8 protein-coding genes and 1 pseudogene are annotated in these 15,513 nt (G+C 73.6%); 7 read left to right on the forward strand and 2 right to left on the reverse strand.

Going from position 1 to position 15,513, the window contains the following annotated elements:
- Positions 1-28: 28 nt before the first annotated feature.
- Both ACIQGV_RS19845 and ACIQGV_RS19850 read left to right on the forward strand, forming a co-directional pair.
- Positions 29-202 (forward strand): annotated as a pseudogene (locus ACIQGV_RS19845) (phosphotransferase); the annotation flags it as partial.
- Positions 203-456: 254 nt separating this feature from the next.
- A complete protein-coding gene (locus ACIQGV_RS19850) occupies positions 457-1,680 on the forward strand; it encodes a hypothetical protein (protein ID WP_402496335.1) in 1,224 nt (407 codons plus the stop codon).
- Positions 1,681-1,684: 4 nt separating this feature from the next.
- Here ACIQGV_RS19850 and ACIQGV_RS19855 read toward each other — a convergent pair whose 3' ends face one another.
- Positions 1,685-2,335, reverse strand: coding sequence for a hypothetical protein (locus ACIQGV_RS19855; RefSeq protein ID WP_402496336.1), 651 nt, complete (start codon positions 2,333-2,335; stop codon positions 1,685-1,687).
- Positions 2,336-3,242: 907 nt separating this feature from the next.
- Between ACIQGV_RS19855 and ACIQGV_RS19860 the strand changes: the two genes are divergently transcribed.
- The 5 genes from ACIQGV_RS19860 to ACIQGV_RS19880 all read left to right on the forward strand — a co-directional run bounded on the left by ACIQGV_RS19860 (position 3,243) and on the right by ACIQGV_RS19880 (position 11,114).
- Positions 3,243-5,189, forward strand: a complete 1,947-nt coding sequence (locus ACIQGV_RS19860; protein WP_402496337.1) for a PQQ-binding-like beta-propeller repeat protein — start codon at positions 3,243-3,245, stop codon at positions 5,187-5,189.
- 148 nt (positions 5,190-5,337) lie between these two features.
- On the forward strand, positions 5,338-7,602 hold the full coding sequence (locus ACIQGV_RS19865) for a PQQ-binding-like beta-propeller repeat protein (protein WP_402496338.1): 2,265 nt from the start codon (positions 5,338-5,340) through the stop codon (positions 7,600-7,602).
- Between the two features lie 52 nt (positions 7,603-7,654).
- Positions 7,655-8,473 (forward strand): vWA domain-containing protein, encoded by an 819-nt coding sequence (locus tag ACIQGV_RS19870; protein ID WP_402496339.1) that lies wholly within the window; start codon positions 7,655-7,657, stop codon positions 8,471-8,473.
- Positions 8,470-9,252 (forward strand): hypothetical protein, encoded by a 783-nt coding sequence (locus tag ACIQGV_RS19875; protein WP_402496340.1) that lies wholly within the window; start codon positions 8,470-8,472, stop codon positions 9,250-9,252. The genes ACIQGV_RS19870 and ACIQGV_RS19875 overlap by 4 nt, the downstream gene beginning before the upstream one ends.
- Complete coding sequence (locus tag ACIQGV_RS19880) at positions 9,249-11,114, forward strand: hypothetical protein (protein ID WP_402496341.1); 1,866 nt, start codon at positions 9,249-9,251, stop codon at positions 11,112-11,114. Before ACIQGV_RS19875 ends, ACIQGV_RS19880 begins: the two co-directional genes overlap by 4 nt.
- Before the next feature lie 55 nt (positions 11,115-11,169).
- On the opposite strand, the gene ACIQGV_RS19885 is transcribed toward ACIQGV_RS19880, so the two are convergent.
- Positions 11,170-15,513, reverse strand: a complete 4,344-nt coding sequence (locus ACIQGV_RS19885; RefSeq protein ID WP_402496342.1) for a hypothetical protein — start codon at positions 15,511-15,513, stop codon at positions 11,170-11,172.

The following is a 15,513-nucleotide window of genomic DNA, read 5'->3' on the forward strand; positions in this document are numbered from 1 at the left end:
CCGCTTGTGCCGCCCGGCACCCCGGGACGCCGGGTGCCGGGCCGCGTGCCGCGCCGCGCTGGGCGTGGACGACGCCACCTGGCTGCGCGGCCGCGGCTGGGCGCCGGCCACGGGGCTGAACGCGTACACCTTCCACGCCGCGGTCGACCCCCGGGTCGCCGCGCAGACCACGCGTCAGATCACCGAAGCCCTCCTCGGCTAGGGCCCTTCTGGCGGATCTCCGTGGGAGAAGGAGCGGCGTTCGGTGCGTGCGATCGGTGTGCGGCGCGGAGGGTCATGTGGCGGAGCCACCTGGCCCTTCGTGTCGTGCGGCTGGGGGCACCTCCCGCGCCCTTGAGGCAGTGGGGGAGTGCGTGCCGGGCGTCGCGACGCCGCGGAGATCCGTCAGAAGGGCCCTGGGCGGCGCGACGAAATCGCCTGGCGGGGCGGTGGCCGGATCGGGCAGGGTTCCGGGTGATGAACAACGAGGACGAGATGCCGTACGCCCGCTCCGACTCCGTCGAGGGCCTGCTGCAACGGGGGCGCGGTCTGGGCGCGGTGCGGGCCCTCCGGGACCCGCGGGGATCCTCCGGCTTCGTGTACGACGGGATCCGCCGTGACTGGCGGTGGGACGGGACCGACGACCGGTCCCTGTACCTGGCGCGCTCGGTCAGGGATCTGGAGTTGTCCCCCGCACCGCTCGTGGATCAGCTGGCGGGGGACGAAGAGGCGTGCCTGCGGGCCTGCGAGGTGCTCGAACTGCTGGCGCTGGCCGGGTCGGACGAGGCCAGGGAGGGCATCCGGGCGTACGTCCGCGAGGGCGAGCACTGGAGCCGCGTACTGGAGTCGGTGTCGGACAGCTGGCCGCCGCGGTGGTGGGAGGACCTCGGTGACGTCGCACGCGCCCGGATCGGCGCGGAGGCGGAGCTGCCGTGGTTCCGCGAGCCGTGGACACGGTTCGGGATCGAGGTGCGGAGCCGTCCGTCCGTCGCACGGCCGTCACTGGCCGGGCTCGGTGCCGGCGAACTCCTCGCTCTGCTCGCCGGCACCCGTACGGACGACGCCACGAAGGTCGACGCGCTGCGTGCCCTCAACGGCCGGGAGCCCGCCGTCGAGGGGCTGATCCCGCTGGTCCCCTCGCTGGGCACGCCGGACGGCCGCCGGCCCCTGCCGCTGGTCGGGCGGGCCGTCGAGCGCCTGGGCGCGCTCGCCGTACCGGCAGCGCGCGGCTGGGCACGGGACGACCGCTCCTGGCTGGCCCGGCTGGGTGCGGACGTCCTGGCCGACCACGGCGGCCCCGAGACCCTGCCGGGGCTCGTGGAGGAACTCGCCGGGCAGTGGGCGGCACGCGCCTGGTGCGGGCCCGACCGCACCGCCCGCCGCCTGGCCCGGTTCGGGCCGGACGCCGCCGCGGCGGTGCCCTGGCTGCGGCGCTTCTGGCTGCACACCCCGCACTCCTACGAGCGGGTCGCGTACCTGAAGGCACTGGCCGCCATCGACCGCGACGGCCTGGACCACGTGCACACCGAGTCCCTGTGGGACTGCGAGGAGGGTGCGCGGCTGCTGGGGATCGCCTCGGCACCCGCGAGCCCGGCGGCTCTGGAACGGATCGCCGTACTGCGCGACGACCCGATGGAGACGCCCGAAGTGCGCGCCGCGGCCCGGGCGCGCCTGGCGGCCCCCGCCTCTTCCGGCCCGTGACCGGTCACGGTACGTGTGTGCCGCCGGCGCTCGGCAGCGGTGCGCCGACGGCCAGTTCTTCGTCGAGCACGGCCACCAGGTCCTCGGCCAGAGCCGGAACATGACGGGTGGCCCACTGCCCGGTGAGGAGGAGGAAGCCGGTCAAGCTCTCCTGCACGCCCCGCAGGATCCCCGGCAGGTCGCCTGCCGCGATCTCGACGGGCCGGCCGGAAGGAGCTTCGTGCGCGTCCGCCCCGTCGGGCCACAGCCGTACGACCCCGGCGGCGTGCTCGATTCTCGGTGAAGGGTCGTGGCCGAGCCACGGGATGTCTCCGTTCGTGACACCGGACCACTCGCGCCAGCTCTCCAGGCCGCAGCAGCAGCCGGGGTCGACGGTGACGCCGGTGGCGGTGTCGTGGAAGCGCAGGCCGCCCGGTGCGACGACTCCGTCCGCCTCCAGCAGACGCCGGATCGGCTCGCCGGCGTCCGTCACGGGACGGTCGCCTGAGCTCGTCCACGACCCGCAGCCGGCCAGGGCCACCAGTGCCGTGCCGACTTCGCGCGGGGACATCCGGCCCGACAGGACCATGAACCGGCAGGAAGGCAGGTCGGCGACGGGCCAGAAGGAAGAACCAGAGGTGTCCGGGGTCTCCAGGACGGCATCCACGATCAGCACCGCGTCATTCTCTTCTCGGCCGGTCCGGCCCGCCCGGCGTTTTCCGCCCGCGGCCGTCCCGTCTGAAGGACGGACCCGCTCGCCGGGGGGAGGCCGAGGTCCGCGCGGCAGGACATGTCCGTCGGGGGCGAGGGGGCGGCTCCCTGATCCGGGCCGGTCGTCGACGAGGCCGGCCGGACCGTGACGACCGGCAGGCTGCCGCGTGCGGCGCTCGCCCCGCACGCTCACCGGGTCTCCCGGCCCCGTACCGTCCGGGGCGCGCGGATCCCGGCCGCGCCCCGCCCCGCCCGGGTCCGCCCACGCCGTTGCCCGGGCCGGCGACGGAATGCGCCGCAAACGGCGGTCCGAATCCGGGGGGCCGAGCCGTGCCCGCTCCGTCGGTCCGGAAATCCGAACGACGCCAAATCGACATTCTCGACGCAATTCCGAATCGCGCGACCGCCGGGACCGCCCTGGCGGCCGAATGCCGGGGCCCCTCCGAACCGCCCTCCGTGCCCGCCCGGCACACGCACGAACCGCGGCCGCGATCCGTGCCTGACGTGGCCGAAGACCTCACGGACGGCCGCGGCCCCCTCCGGATCGAGGACGCGGCCCCCATAGCACCGTCGGCTCCTCAACCGCACCCCTACCGCCGCCAGTTTCACTTCACGAGCATTTCCTTACCGCTTCGATCGCAAAGCGATCAACTTCGATCACTCTTTATATTGAGGAATCGTTTATGCGGTCGCTTGCTTTCGCATTCCTCGGCAGATCTTCCTCGGTGCAACACATAGACCCGTATTGAAGTATTCTCATTTCCCCTGAAGGGATTTCGCCGCCTCGGCCGCTGTCACTCACCGCAGTGCAGGGCGACGGCGCACCATCGAAAGACTTGTCCTTTTCAGCAGGGGGGAGTGAAGGGGACATGATGAGCCTGGGCAGCGACGACCCGTCGCGTCTGGGGCCGTTCACCATGCTGGCCGTCCTGGGGGCCGGCGGCATGGCGACCGTCTACCTTGCGAGCACCAGCGAACCGGGCACCGAAGAGCCGATGCTCGCCGTGGTGAAGGCGCTGCGCCGCAAACTCTGGACGAACGATTACGTGCTCCGCCTGTTCCGCCGGGAGATCGAGGCGCTCCGCGAGATGGACGCCAAAGGGACCCTGCAACTCCTGGACTGCGACCCGGACGACAAACCTCCGTGGTTCGCCACGGAGTTCGTGCACGGCATGGACCTGCGTGAGCTGGTCGCCCAGCACGGTGCGCTCCCCACCGAGCGGGTGCTGCACCTGGCGGCCGAACTCGCTCCCATCCTGGTCCGCCTGCAGACGCGCCGGATCGTGCACCGCGACCTCAAGCCGTCGAACATCCTGGTCCTCAGCGCGGCGGACGGCTCTCTGCGGCTCATCGACTTCGGCGTCGCCCGCAGACTGGACCGCACGCGCACCTATCCGACCATGAAGGTCGGCACCGACGCGTTCATGGCCCCGGAACAGATATACGGCGGGGCGGACCACCCCAGCGACATCTTCGCCCTCGGGCTGACCCTCGTGTACGCCGCCACCGGCGCCGAGATGGACCGCCCCGACCTCAACGAGGCGATGGTGGGCCGCGCACCCCTGTTCCCCGCCGGCACCTTCGACCGTCTGCCCTCCTCCCTGCAGGACCTCGTGGTGGCGTGCACGCGGCCGGACCCGGCGGACCGCATCACCGCGCAGGAACTCCTCACCAGACTCGCCGAGCACGGCGTACAGCCGCGTACCGCGAGAACCCGTGCCAGGACCTGGCTGTCGGAGACCGCCCGTACCGAAGTGCTCAAGTACGCGGAGCACACCAGGTCGTTCGTGCCCGAGCAGAAGCCGCGCGGGGTACGGCCCCGCCGCCCCTCCACGGACGCGCCGCACGTCCGATGGACCCGTCGGCTCGGCGGACGCGCCTACTTCACCTCACCGGTCGACGCCACGGTGGGTGTCGCCGTCTGCTCGCTCGACGGCACCGTCCTGCTGCTGGACGCGGTCGGCGGCGGCGTCCTGTGGCGGCACGACCTCGGGGCACGCGTCGAGCACACCCCCGCGGCGGACCGCCGCACGCTGTACGTCACATGCTCCGACCGCACCCTGGTGGCTCTCGACACCGCGGACGGATCCACCCGGTGGAGCTACTCGGCCGGCGACAGCTGTCTGTTCACGCCGGTCGTCAAGGACGACCGGGTGCTGGTGGGAGCGCGTGACGGAGCGGTGCACTGCCTGTGCGCCCGTACCGGCGAGCCGCACTGGGTCAGCAGCCGCGGCAACGGCCCGGTCGTCGACCGCCCCGCCGTGACGGCGGACCACGTCTACGTCTCGGGCTGGCAGGGCACGGTCCAGTCCCTGTCGATGCACGACGGGTCCGGTGCGCTCCTGCTGCCGCACCTCCAGGACCTCGTGGGCGCACCCGTCGAGCACGCGGGCACGCTGTATCTGGCCAGCCGCACGGGCACCCTGTACGCGATCGACACCCGCACCGGGGAGGAGCGGTGGCGCTCGGCCAACAAGGCCGCCGCCTGCACCGGACCCGTCGTCGGCCAGGGCATGCTCTACGCGGGGACGGCCGGCGGCACCCTGTGGGCCCACGAGGCACACACCGGCGCCCGCCGGTGGCGTCTCACCGCACGTGGCCACCTGCGCTGCGTCCCCGTCCACGACAACGGCACCGTGTACGTCGGCTCGGACGACGCCCTGACCGCGGTCGACGCCCTCACCGGGAGCCCGCGCTGGACCCATCCCCTGGAGGCCGCGACGTACGCGCCACCGCTCATCACGCGCGGGGCGGCGTACGTCGGCACGTTGGACTGCACCGTGCAGGCCCTCAGCCTCCCCGGGCCGTCCGGGCCATGACCCGCCCACCCGGGGGCGGGCGGGGCGTCCGGCAGCGCACGGCACACCCCGGGGACGAAGAACGGGCGAGGACAACGACAGCCGCACGGGAGTGCCACACATGGAAAAGCTCGGGGATTTCCGCCTACTCCGACCGCTGGGCAGCGGAATGCTCGGACACACGTACCTCGCCGCCGCACCGGACGGCACCCGGCACGCGGTGAAGGAACTGCACCCCGGCTGGGGACCGGCCGAGGTGACAGGACTGCGGGTGGAGAAATTCCTGGACCACTTCCGCGGGGTCCGCAAGGAGCCGGACACGTTCTGGGCCCGCCACGTCATGCCCACCGACGGCGGGTACGACGACAACGCCGACCGGGCCTGGCTCGCCACCCCCTTGCTGACGGAACCGTCGGCGGCCGACGGCGGAACCACGGGCCATGTCTCCCTGGCCACCGCCGTGACCATCCAGCCGCTGCCGGCCGAAGCGGCGCTCCACCTGGTCCACCGGCTCTCCGAGCTGGCCCGGCGCCTGCACGCGCAAGGACTCTCCCTGGCCGGCCTGACGCCGTCCAACCTGTTCCTCGGCCCTGACGGAGCGGTGGTCGTCGATGTGCATCTGGCCTTCGTGCTGCGCCGCCTCCTCCACCCCACCGGCAACCTCCAGGACAGGGCCAGGCGTGTCCCGTTCATGTGGGCCGACCCGAGCTGGCTGCCGCCGGAACTGCGCCGCGCCGACGCCTCGGTCCGCAGGTCCAGCAGTGTCCACGCGGTGGGCGCCATCGCCGCGTTCGCCTGCACCGGTGTCGTCCCGCTGCCGGTCATCGACATCGTCGACGCCCTGGCGCAGCGCAAGGCCGCGCGCAGACCCGCCGAGGAGGCTCTCGCCCACTGGGCGTCGCACCACGGCAACGCAGGCGTCAGACTGCGCAAGGCGGCGGGGCGTTCGACGCGGCGGCGGCCGTGGTCACGGCCCGGAGCCGGACGGCTCAAGCGGATCGTCGTACCGCCCCTGTGGGCCAATCACCGGATCTCCCGGTACAGCGAGACCTGGAACCTGTACGTGGAGCTGGTCCAGGACAAGGTCCGCAAGCACCAGCCCACGGGCACCGGTCCCCGTCCCCCGGCGTCGTCCCCGGCTCCGTCCGCTTCGACGGGCCAGGACACACCCCGCCCCGTCGAAGCGCCCGCCCCCACGCCCGGCACGGCGCCCGCCCGGCAGACGTCACCCACGGCGGTCGTGCCCGGGCCGGGCGTCAACACCCCCACCCCCGTACCCGCCCCGGCGCCCGCCCCGACGAAGCCGACCGCCGGCGCGGAGACAGTCGTCCTCAAGGAGACCACCGCCCTCGCCTCCGGCGGCGTCGCCACAGGCGGTCCGCGCACACAGCCGTCCGGCGGCAGCACCGCCCCGCCCTCCCCCGCGGGCCGGCCCGCCGACCGCACCGGCGCGGGCTCCGCCCCGCAACCGCTCTGGGAATGGGACACCGGCGGCCCGCTGCTGTGCCCTCCCCTGGCCGTGGGCGGCCTGCTGGTGGTGACCTCCGGGAGCAGCGCGCACCTGCTCGACGCGGTCACCGGGCAGCATCACCGCACGCTCGCTCTGCGCGGCACCGCGGAATCGGCCCCCGTCCTCTGGGAGGGCCGGCTGTGGTGGGCTCTGCGGGACGGCCTGCTGAACGGCCACGACCTCGGTGACAGCACCGGCGGCGACATCTGTCTGAGGCTCGACGGTGACCCCGGACCGCACTCACCCGTCACGGTCGACGACATGCTGCTGGCCGGAACCACCGACGGCCTGTTCGGGTTCCGGCGCTCCGCGGCGCCGGGCGGTGCCACCGGGCGACGCGTCGTCGCGCTGGACGAACCCGTGGTCTCCCCGCTCACGACCGACGGTGTCCGCGTCTGGGTCCCCACCGAACGCAGCGGCGTGCTGGTGGTGCTGCCCGCGACCGGGGAGAGCCACGGCCCGCACCAGCCGTGGGACGCGGCCGGCTGCGCCGTGACCCTCGCGAAGGAAGGTGTGTACACCGGCGACGCCGCGGGCGTCGTCCGCCACCTCAGCACCTCGGGCACCACGCGCCTGCAGTGGGAGGCGTCGCCGCACCCGATCACCGCGCCCCCCGTCGTCCACGGCGATCTGCTGCTGGTCGTCGACCGCAAGGGCACGGTCGCCGCCCAGTCCCTGGAGCACTGGACGCAGCGGTGGCGCACCCTCAGCGACGGGGACGGGCGCAGCCCGGTGACGGTGCTCGACGGGGTGGTGTACGTCTGCGGCGCACGCAGTGTGCAGCGGCTGGACGTACGGAGCGGGCAGGAGCTGAAGCCGCTGACTTCCGAGGGCCCCCAGCCCCTGCACGTGACGGCCACTCCCGGCGGGCTCCATGTCGGCTTCGTCGACGGACACCTGAGCACCTGGAGCCGGCCCGGCTGAGACGGCCACCCAGCAGCAGCCAACCATCCTGAGCAGAAGGGAACCCCCCGCCGTGTACGAGGCAGAGATCAGCCGGGCCAATCCGGCCTGCATCGTGTTCCTGATCGACCAGTCCAGCTCCATGCGCGCGACCATGCCCAGCACCACCCAGTCGAAGCAGATGGCCGTGGCCGACGCCATCAACAGCATGCTCCGTGAGCTGATCATCCGGTGCGCCCGGGGGATCGACGAGATCTGGGACTTCTTCTACGTCTCCGTCATCGGCTACGGCGCCACCGTCGGGCCCGCGCTCGGCGGTCCGCTCACCGGTCAGGACCTGGTGCCCGCCAGCGCCCTCGCCCAGGGCAGGATCCGCACCGAGCGGTCGACCCGTGCCGAACTCCTCCCGGACGGCACGACCACCACCCATGTGGCGGAGATCCCCATCTGGCTGGAGGCCGCGGCCTCCTCGGGAACCCCGATGTGCGAGGCCCTCGAGTACGCCCGCAAAGTCGTGGACCGCTGGGTGGGCGAGCACCCCAGCAGCTTTCCCCCCATCGTCCTGAACCTCACCGACGGCGAGTCGACGGACGGCGACCCGGTCGGCCCCGCCCAGAAGCTCCGCTCCCTCGGGACGATGGACGGCAGCGCCCTGCTGTTCAACCTGCACATCGCGTCCGACATCGCGCATCCGAAGAGCTACCCGAGCACCGCCGCGGGGCTGCCGCCGGCGGGTGCCAAGCTGTTCTCCATCTCCGACGTCCTGCCTCCCGACATGCGGGACACGGCCGCGGACCTCGGTATCCCGGTGGAGCCGGGGGCCCGGGGGTTCGTCTTCAACGCGAGCATGAAGTCCGTCATGCTCTTCCTGGACGTCGGCACTCCGGCATGATCAGGAAGCAGCTCTCGATGCAGGCGCCCAAGTCGAACCTCAACGCCACCCAGATCGAGGACGCGGCGTGCATGGTGGTCCCCGGGCCGGGCATCAGGGGGGAGGCCCGGCTGATCGTGACCGACGGCAGCAGCGGCTCGGCCGGCAGCGGCTGGTGGGCGAGCCAGCTGGCCCGGGACCTGGGCGCCGCGCCCGGCCGGGCGTTCCGGAACGGCGAGGCGTTCGCGCACGTCGCCTCGTACGCGGGTCTTCGCTGGCCCGACCACCGGCAGACCCTGCTCCACAGGGCCTCGACCAGCAGCACGTCGTGGCTCGCGCGGCACCGGATCGACAGCTCCCCCGCAGCGACGCTCCTCGGCCTCCAGCTGCTCCCCGGGCCGGCCGGGCACGACGCACCCGGCCACCCCGGGGCAGGGGCGTGGCGGGTGGTCTCCGTCGGCGACTCGTGCATGTTCCAGGTCCGCTCCGGCCATGTGGTGGCGTCGGTCGCCGTCATGGCACGCATACCGGAGGTGATCCGGGCGGGCGGCGCCCAGTCCTCCCTCAAACCCCGGCTCGAAGAGGGGAACTGGTGCGAGGGCGACGTGTTCTACCTGATGACGGACGCCCTGGCCGTCTGGTGGACGCGGCAGGCCCATGACGGGGGCCGGCCCTGGGAGGTGCTGGACGCCGTGTGCGGCAGCCGGGTCGACTTCGTCGCCTGGGTGCAGGACCAGCGGGTCAAGCAGGTCCTGAAGGACGACGACATCACCCTGCTCAGAGCGGAGTGCGGGACGTGAGGACGCCATCCGGGCAGCGGCCCACGCCGTCCGACTACCAGTCCGCGGTGGCCTGTCTGGAGCAGCGCAGCAAGGATCCGCTCCTGAAGCGCTGCCGGCCTCGGCTGGGCTCCGACGGCCAGCCGGGCTCCGACGGCGGCAGTTTCGGGACGGTGTACCCCCTGGAGGACCCGGAAAGCGGCCGGCTCTGGGCGTTGAAGTGCTTCAACCGCGACGAACCGCACCGCGAGAAGCGTTACCGCGAGATCGCGAACTGTCTTCACGGCGCCCGCGGTTCATGGCACGTCGAGGTCCGCTACCTGCACGAAGGGCTCTGGGTGCAGGAGCGCTGGTGGCCCGTGGTCCTGATGGAATGGGTGCCCGGAAAGCGTCTCACCGACTGGATCGACCAGCTCCTCGACCGGCGGCAGCAGGACGCGGCCGGTGAACTGCGGCGGCTGGCCCACCGGTTCGCCAGTGCCGTCTACCAGATGCACAGGTCCGGGATCAGTCACGGAGACCTGCAGAGCGGCAACGTCCTGGTGACCGCATCGACGTCGGTGCGGTTCGTCGACTACGACGCCATGACCGTGCCCGCGTGGTCGCTGCCGCCGCGGCGTGAGGACGGCCACCCGGACTTCCGTCTGCCGCGCGAGGGAGAGCGCGGCCCGGACGGCGCGACCCAGGTCCACCACACCGACATCACCGGCGGTACCGTCTTCACGTCCAGCACGTCGAACGGGATCCCGATCCAGGAGCCGGACGCCCTGGTGGCGATGCACCGGGACCGTTTCCCCTCGCACGTCATCCATACCGCGCTGGTGATGCTCAGTCACGACCTCTCGCTGTGGGAGGCTCTGCACCAGCACGGCTCCGATCATCTCCTGCTCTCCCGCAAGGACTTCCGTGATCCGGTGCAGTCCCGCAACTGGCAGGCGCTGCTGGACCACGGCACGGACGAGGTGCGCGTCAGGGCGCGGCAGCTGCTCGCGCTGCTCCACTGCCCCGCCGACCTTCAGCCGGACCTCGAACCGCAGCCGGAGGTCACCTCGTCGGTGAACCTGCTGGAGCTGATGGCCTACCGGCCCACGACGGGGCCGCGTTCCGGTCCGCGTCCGTTCCTGGACATCGGCATCTTCCCGGCACCCGACGGGCCGAAGGGTCCGGGGCCCGGCCCGGCCGCGGAGCCGTCAGCCGTCCCCGCCGGGGAACCGGCCGTCGCCCCGGCCTCGGAACGGGATCCTGCCAGGGCCGCGAAGCCGCCCGTCGCCCCCACGGCGGAACCGGATCCCGGCCGGGGCACGGAGCCGGCCGCCGTCCCCCTCACGGAACGGCGGCCCGGACGGGCCGCGGAGCCGGCCCCCGTCCCCGCCACGGAGCCGGCCCCCGTCCGGGGCACGCAGCCGCCCGTCGCCCCGGCCGCGGAGCCGGCCCCCGTGCGGGCCGCGGAGCCGCCCCTCCTCCCCGCCACGGCTCCGTCGCCCCGGCGGGCAGCGGAGCCGCCGGGCGTGCCTGTCACGGAACCGGATCCGGTCCGGGCCGCGAAGCCGCCCGTCGTCCCCACGGCAGACCCTGGTCCCGGCCGGGCCGGGGACCCCGGGCCGGTGCCCGTGCAGCCCGACCCGCCGCGCCCCGCGAGGGTCTCCCGGCACATGCCCGCTCCCTCCGCTACCGCCGCGTCCGCGCCCGCCCGTGACCCCGGGCGGTCCACCGGCTACTACGGTCACGCCGGTTTCAAGCCCAGCCGCTATCCGGCCGACCCGTTCGCCGACTACACGCCCCTCCCGTCGTCCCGGCTCACCACCGGGGCCAGGATCACGCTGGTGGTGCTGAGCGTCCTGTTCGTCGTGCTCGTCGTCCTCCTTCTCGTCCTCGTCGTCTGACGTCTCGTTCTCGTCCTCGTCGTCTGACGTCTCGTTCTCGTCGTCCGACGGCGCCTCAGGCGTCGAGTCCTTCATCGGCCGCGACCACGAGGGCCGTGGCGGACAGCCCGCCGGCCTGGGCGAAGATCGTGTACAGCCCCGGGCCGTCCACGACGGTCCGCGCCGTGGACATGCCCGGGATCCCCGGAACCGGGCTCAGGGCCAGCCGTGCCGTCACCTCACCGGTCTCCGCATGCAGCAGCCTGCAGGTGACGGCCGTATGGTGCGCGCCGGTGACCGTCAGGGACCACTCGGCTCCGGGCAGCACGTGCGACGGTGAACTGATGCCGAAGGACGCCGCCGGGGCGGCCTCCGCGTCGGGCGACGTGCGTCCGGGCAGGCGGTTCGCGATGCCGGAGGAGCCACGGAGCTCCGCATGAGGCGGTCTCGGACCGCCGGACCCGGAGGTGAGGATCTCCTGGACCAGGTTGACCACGGTCGCGCTGGAGGGGAGCGAGCCGTGCCGGCCCACGACGGGCAGGTACGTCACGTGCTCGGCCGGTGTCGCGGCCGTCATCGGCACCAGCCCGTCCCCCCTCTCGTCCACCGTCGCCCGCCGCCCCCTGCCCTCCCGGACGGCGAGGCTCTGCACCGTCTGCTGGGCCGTGCCGACGACCGCGTGCAGACGGGGCTGCCACCCGGCGGCGGCACGGCCGCGGCGTGCGTCCAGCGCGGCCGACGCGAGTGCGCGGTCCCCGCCGACGGCTGCCACGTCGTCGGCGGTGAGCCGGCGCAGCCCGCCGTCCTCGGTGAGCACGCACCGTGTCTCCGGCAGCAGGTCGTAGGCGCCCGGCATCGTCCGCACCACGGCGTGGGCGGCGTACGCCGCGGTGTCCCGTCCCATGGAGGGCGGCGGCGGACCGAACATGGTCACGGCGTCGGGGGCACCCCGGAAAGGTGTGCCGATCGCCACGACGTCCCGGGTCGCGCGGGCCAGTTCCGGGGACCGTGCCAGGGCGCTCCGGACGACGAGTCCGCCCGTCGAGTGGGCGACCAGCACCAGCTTCGGAGCGTCGGCGGGTTCCTGGTACGCGGAGACCCGGCGTGCCTGGTGCCGCATCCATAGCTCCAGATGCTCCAGGGCGGCGTGGGCCAGCAGACGGGCATTGCTCTCCGCCGACAGCCGCCAGTCGTACGGGAACTCCAGCACCGCGTCGTCGTGCAGCGTCACCGAACCGACACCCTTGATAAGCGCGCTGTACGGTGAGAGGCCGCCCACCAGCGGGGCCCAGGCGGGAACGGACAGGAGCCGGACGGGCCGCAACCGCCCCGGTGCTCCCCGGCGTTCCGCCTCCGTCACGGCCAGGCGTTCGACTCCGTGGTGCCGCAGTCCTCTGCGGGGGATGAAGCTGACGCCCCTGGGCCACACGGCCTCACCGGTCTCCTCGGCCACCAGGGTGCTCCCGCCGAATCCCGGGACGACCACGACGGCGTCGCCGGTGTAGGGGCGGTCCACTTCGTTCCGGTAGGAGTGGACCAGGGCCCTGTTCCACTCGGCGGCCCCGGCGGGGCTCGCGCCCAGGAAATTCTCGACGGCCATGCCCCGGCTGACGCTGCTCACGCTCACCGACCCCGGCGGTGCCGACGGGCCCCTGTCGCGGACCGGCTCGGCCGGGCCGCCGACTGCCGGGGCCTCGGGGGCCGGTACCGGGAGCGGGGTGTGCACGACCTCCCCGGTGAGCGTTCCGAGCAGCGCGTCGTCGGGGCCCTCGGTGCCGCCGACGCCGAGGGATCCGGCGGTGTACGAGACCAGTTCCGGCATCTCGTCCCCGATCTCGGCGGCGAGTTCCCGGATCAGGAGGGGGTGGCGCCGACAGGTTCGCGCGTCGAGGCCGCTCACCTGCCGCACGGTGTCCTCCCGCAGCTCGCGTGCCGGGGCGGTGTCCGCGGTGCCCCACCGCCGGTGGATCCTGAGCTGCGCCGCGGCCACGGACAGCAGGCGGATCGCCATGCCGGACAGGCCGCCCACGCGGCGTGCCTGCGTCAGCAGATCCATGGCGAGGTCGAAACGGCCGAGGTCCTCGCAGGCGCGGGCCCCCACCAGGGCCAGTTCCACGAAGGCGGCGGGATCTCCGGACTCCGCGGCCAGTTCCAGCGCCCGCTCGACGCGGACGTAGGCCGCCGCGGGACGGCGCAGCGCGAGTCTGGCCCGCATGGCGAGCAGCGTCAGTTCGAGGTTCTGCGCCACCCGGTGCGGCCGTTCGGACAGGACGTTGCCCACCTCGGCGGGCTGGTCCGCGGCCAGGAGGGCTCTGCCCAGGCGCAGGGCCTGGCGCTCCCAGGTCTCGTCGTCCGCCTTGCCGCGCAGGTCGGCGGTCGCCGAGTTGCCCAGTTTCTCCGTGAGGTAGACCTGGGCGCGGGCGGGCAGTTCGTCCATCGCGCCCTCCAGGCGCGGCCCGGCCGCGTCGGTCCAGCGTCCGTCCAGGGTCCGGGTCGACTGGTCCAGCGCGAGGCGGTGGTAGAGCTCTTCCGCCCTGGCCTCGACAGGGTCGTCGTCCGTGCCGAGCAGGGCGTAGTAGCGCACCGCCCTGCGGTGGATCTGTTCCACCACGGAGGGGCGGTCGCGGCGCACCAGGGTGAGCATCACCTGGCGGACGTCCCCGCGGTGCACCACGGCGTCCCGGCCGGGTACGGCCTCCACCAGTGTGGCCTCGGCGCGCAGGCCGTCGAAGAGCTGTCGTGCGCGGTCCTCGTCGACGTGGCCGAGTCCGCACGGTTCGGCCAGCACCTCGCGGATGACGTCGGGGGTGAGGGTACGGACGACGAGGCCGGGGCCGGCGATGCTGCGCAGGTCCGGGTCCTCGAGGTGGTCCAGGATCCGCCGGTAGAGGACTCCTTGCATGTTCTGGGCCCTCAGTTCGAGCAGGAGCTCGTTGCGCAGGCGGGGATCGTCGAGGACGTGGACCCCCTCCCGCCGTACGAGGGCGGCGGCGAGCTTCAGGTTGAGCGGGCCGGTCCCGACGATGCGGGTGATGACGTCGAGTTGCCGGCGGCCGACGGGAGACAGGGCGTCCTCGGCGCCGTCCGTCAGTTCGCGGCGCAGGAAGGACCGGGCGGTGTCGGGGTCGAACCCCTCCAGCGGCAGGTTCTGGAAGGTGGCGGACTCCACCGGTGCCCGGCCTGCCGCGAGGACCCGGAGGCCGGGGTGCGCCTGGTGCATGAGGGTGAGGAAGTCCAGGAGTCGCTCCACGGCGACGGGCCCGCTGCGCTGCACCTGCTCGAAGGCGTCCAGGGCGAGCACCCACGGCCGGGCGGTGCCACCGGTGACGACGGTCACGAGCGCCGCGAACGCGTCGATCAGCGTCAGTTCGTCGCGCCGATGGGCGGCCCGGGGTCCGAGGTGTCCCTCCTCGGAGCGGGTGAGCCGGTCGGCGGTCAGCGTGTTGGCCAGCTCCCCCTCCAGATCGCGGGTGAGGGGGGTGAAGCGCGGGTGGAGCAGTCCGAGTTGGCGCACCGCCTCGGCGACGAGGGTCAGCGGCCGTTCCGGGACGAGGTCGTGCCGGTCGAAGGTGAGATACAGACAGGGCATGGCGGCGGGCCGCGGGGTCTGCCCGGGACCGGGAGGTGCGGGGGCCGAGGGGGCACCGGTGCCGACACCGGCACCGGCAGACGGTTCGCCGTCGTCGACCGGGGGTCTCCCGGCCGGGCCGGGCCGGCCGTCGGTGTGTTCCAGGACGAAGCGGGCGACGAGCGTGGACTTGCCGACGCCGCCGGGCCCGTGCACGAACACCCGGACGGCGGAGCTGCCCTGTTGTGCGGGCCGGCTGCCGTCCGCCCCGTCGTCGAGGCGAGCACTGAGCCAGGCCAGTTCCCGGACGCGCCCGGCGAACCGGGTGCCGGTGAGGGCGTGCAGGGGCTGGAGCAGACGGGCGCGTCCCAGCGCGCGCTCGATGTCCTCGCGGCGCGGCAGGGCGACGCCGTCCAGCGCCAGCCGCTCCCGGGCGAGAGGGGCGTCCTGGAACCAGCCGACCACGCTCAGCGCGGTGTACAGCTCGTCGAAGCTCTGCCCGGACAGCGGCGGCGCGGTGCCCCGCAGGAGCCGTACGGCCCAGACGCACGCGGGATCCTCTGCGCCGCCGGGCGCGGACGTCGCCGCGGTGAGCAGACGGTCGCGGGTGTGCAGGCCGTCCAGCGTCCGGGCCCGGGGAGCGGGTGCCAGGGACCAGCGCCGGCCCGCGGAGGTCATGGTGCGCGCGCAGTCTTCCAGCAGGAAGTCCTCCAGCGCGGCGCCACGGGGGCCGCTCCCGTCCTCGGTGAGGTCGTGGGCGGCGAAGGAGGACAGCAGGGCCGTTCTCTCCCGTAGGCAGCGGCGGCCGTCGTCGCCGTGCGGCCGGTCCGGGCCGGCCGGTGTGCCTGTCAC

Origin of the sequence: Streptomyces sp. NPDC093094 (assembly GCF_044754345.1) — a bacterium.
Taxonomy (GTDB): domain Bacteria; phylum Actinomycetota; class Actinomycetes; order Streptomycetales; family Streptomycetaceae; genus Streptomyces.

Coding starts and splice junctions, on each gene's coding strand:
- ACIQGV_RS19850 (WP_402496335.1), top strand. CDS start 457: ATGAACAACGAGGACGAGATGCCGTACGCCCGCTCCGACTCCGTCGAG.
- ACIQGV_RS19860 (WP_402496337.1), top strand. CDS start 3,243: ATGAGCCTGGGCAGCGACGACCCGTCGCGTCTGGGGCCGTTCACCATG.
- ACIQGV_RS19865 (WP_402496338.1), top strand. CDS start 5,338: ATGCTCGGACACACGTACCTCGCCGCCGCACCGGACGGCACCCGGCAC.
- ACIQGV_RS19875 (WP_402496340.1), top strand. CDS start 8,470: ATGATCAGGAAGCAGCTCTCGATGCAGGCGCCCAAGTCGAACCTCAAC.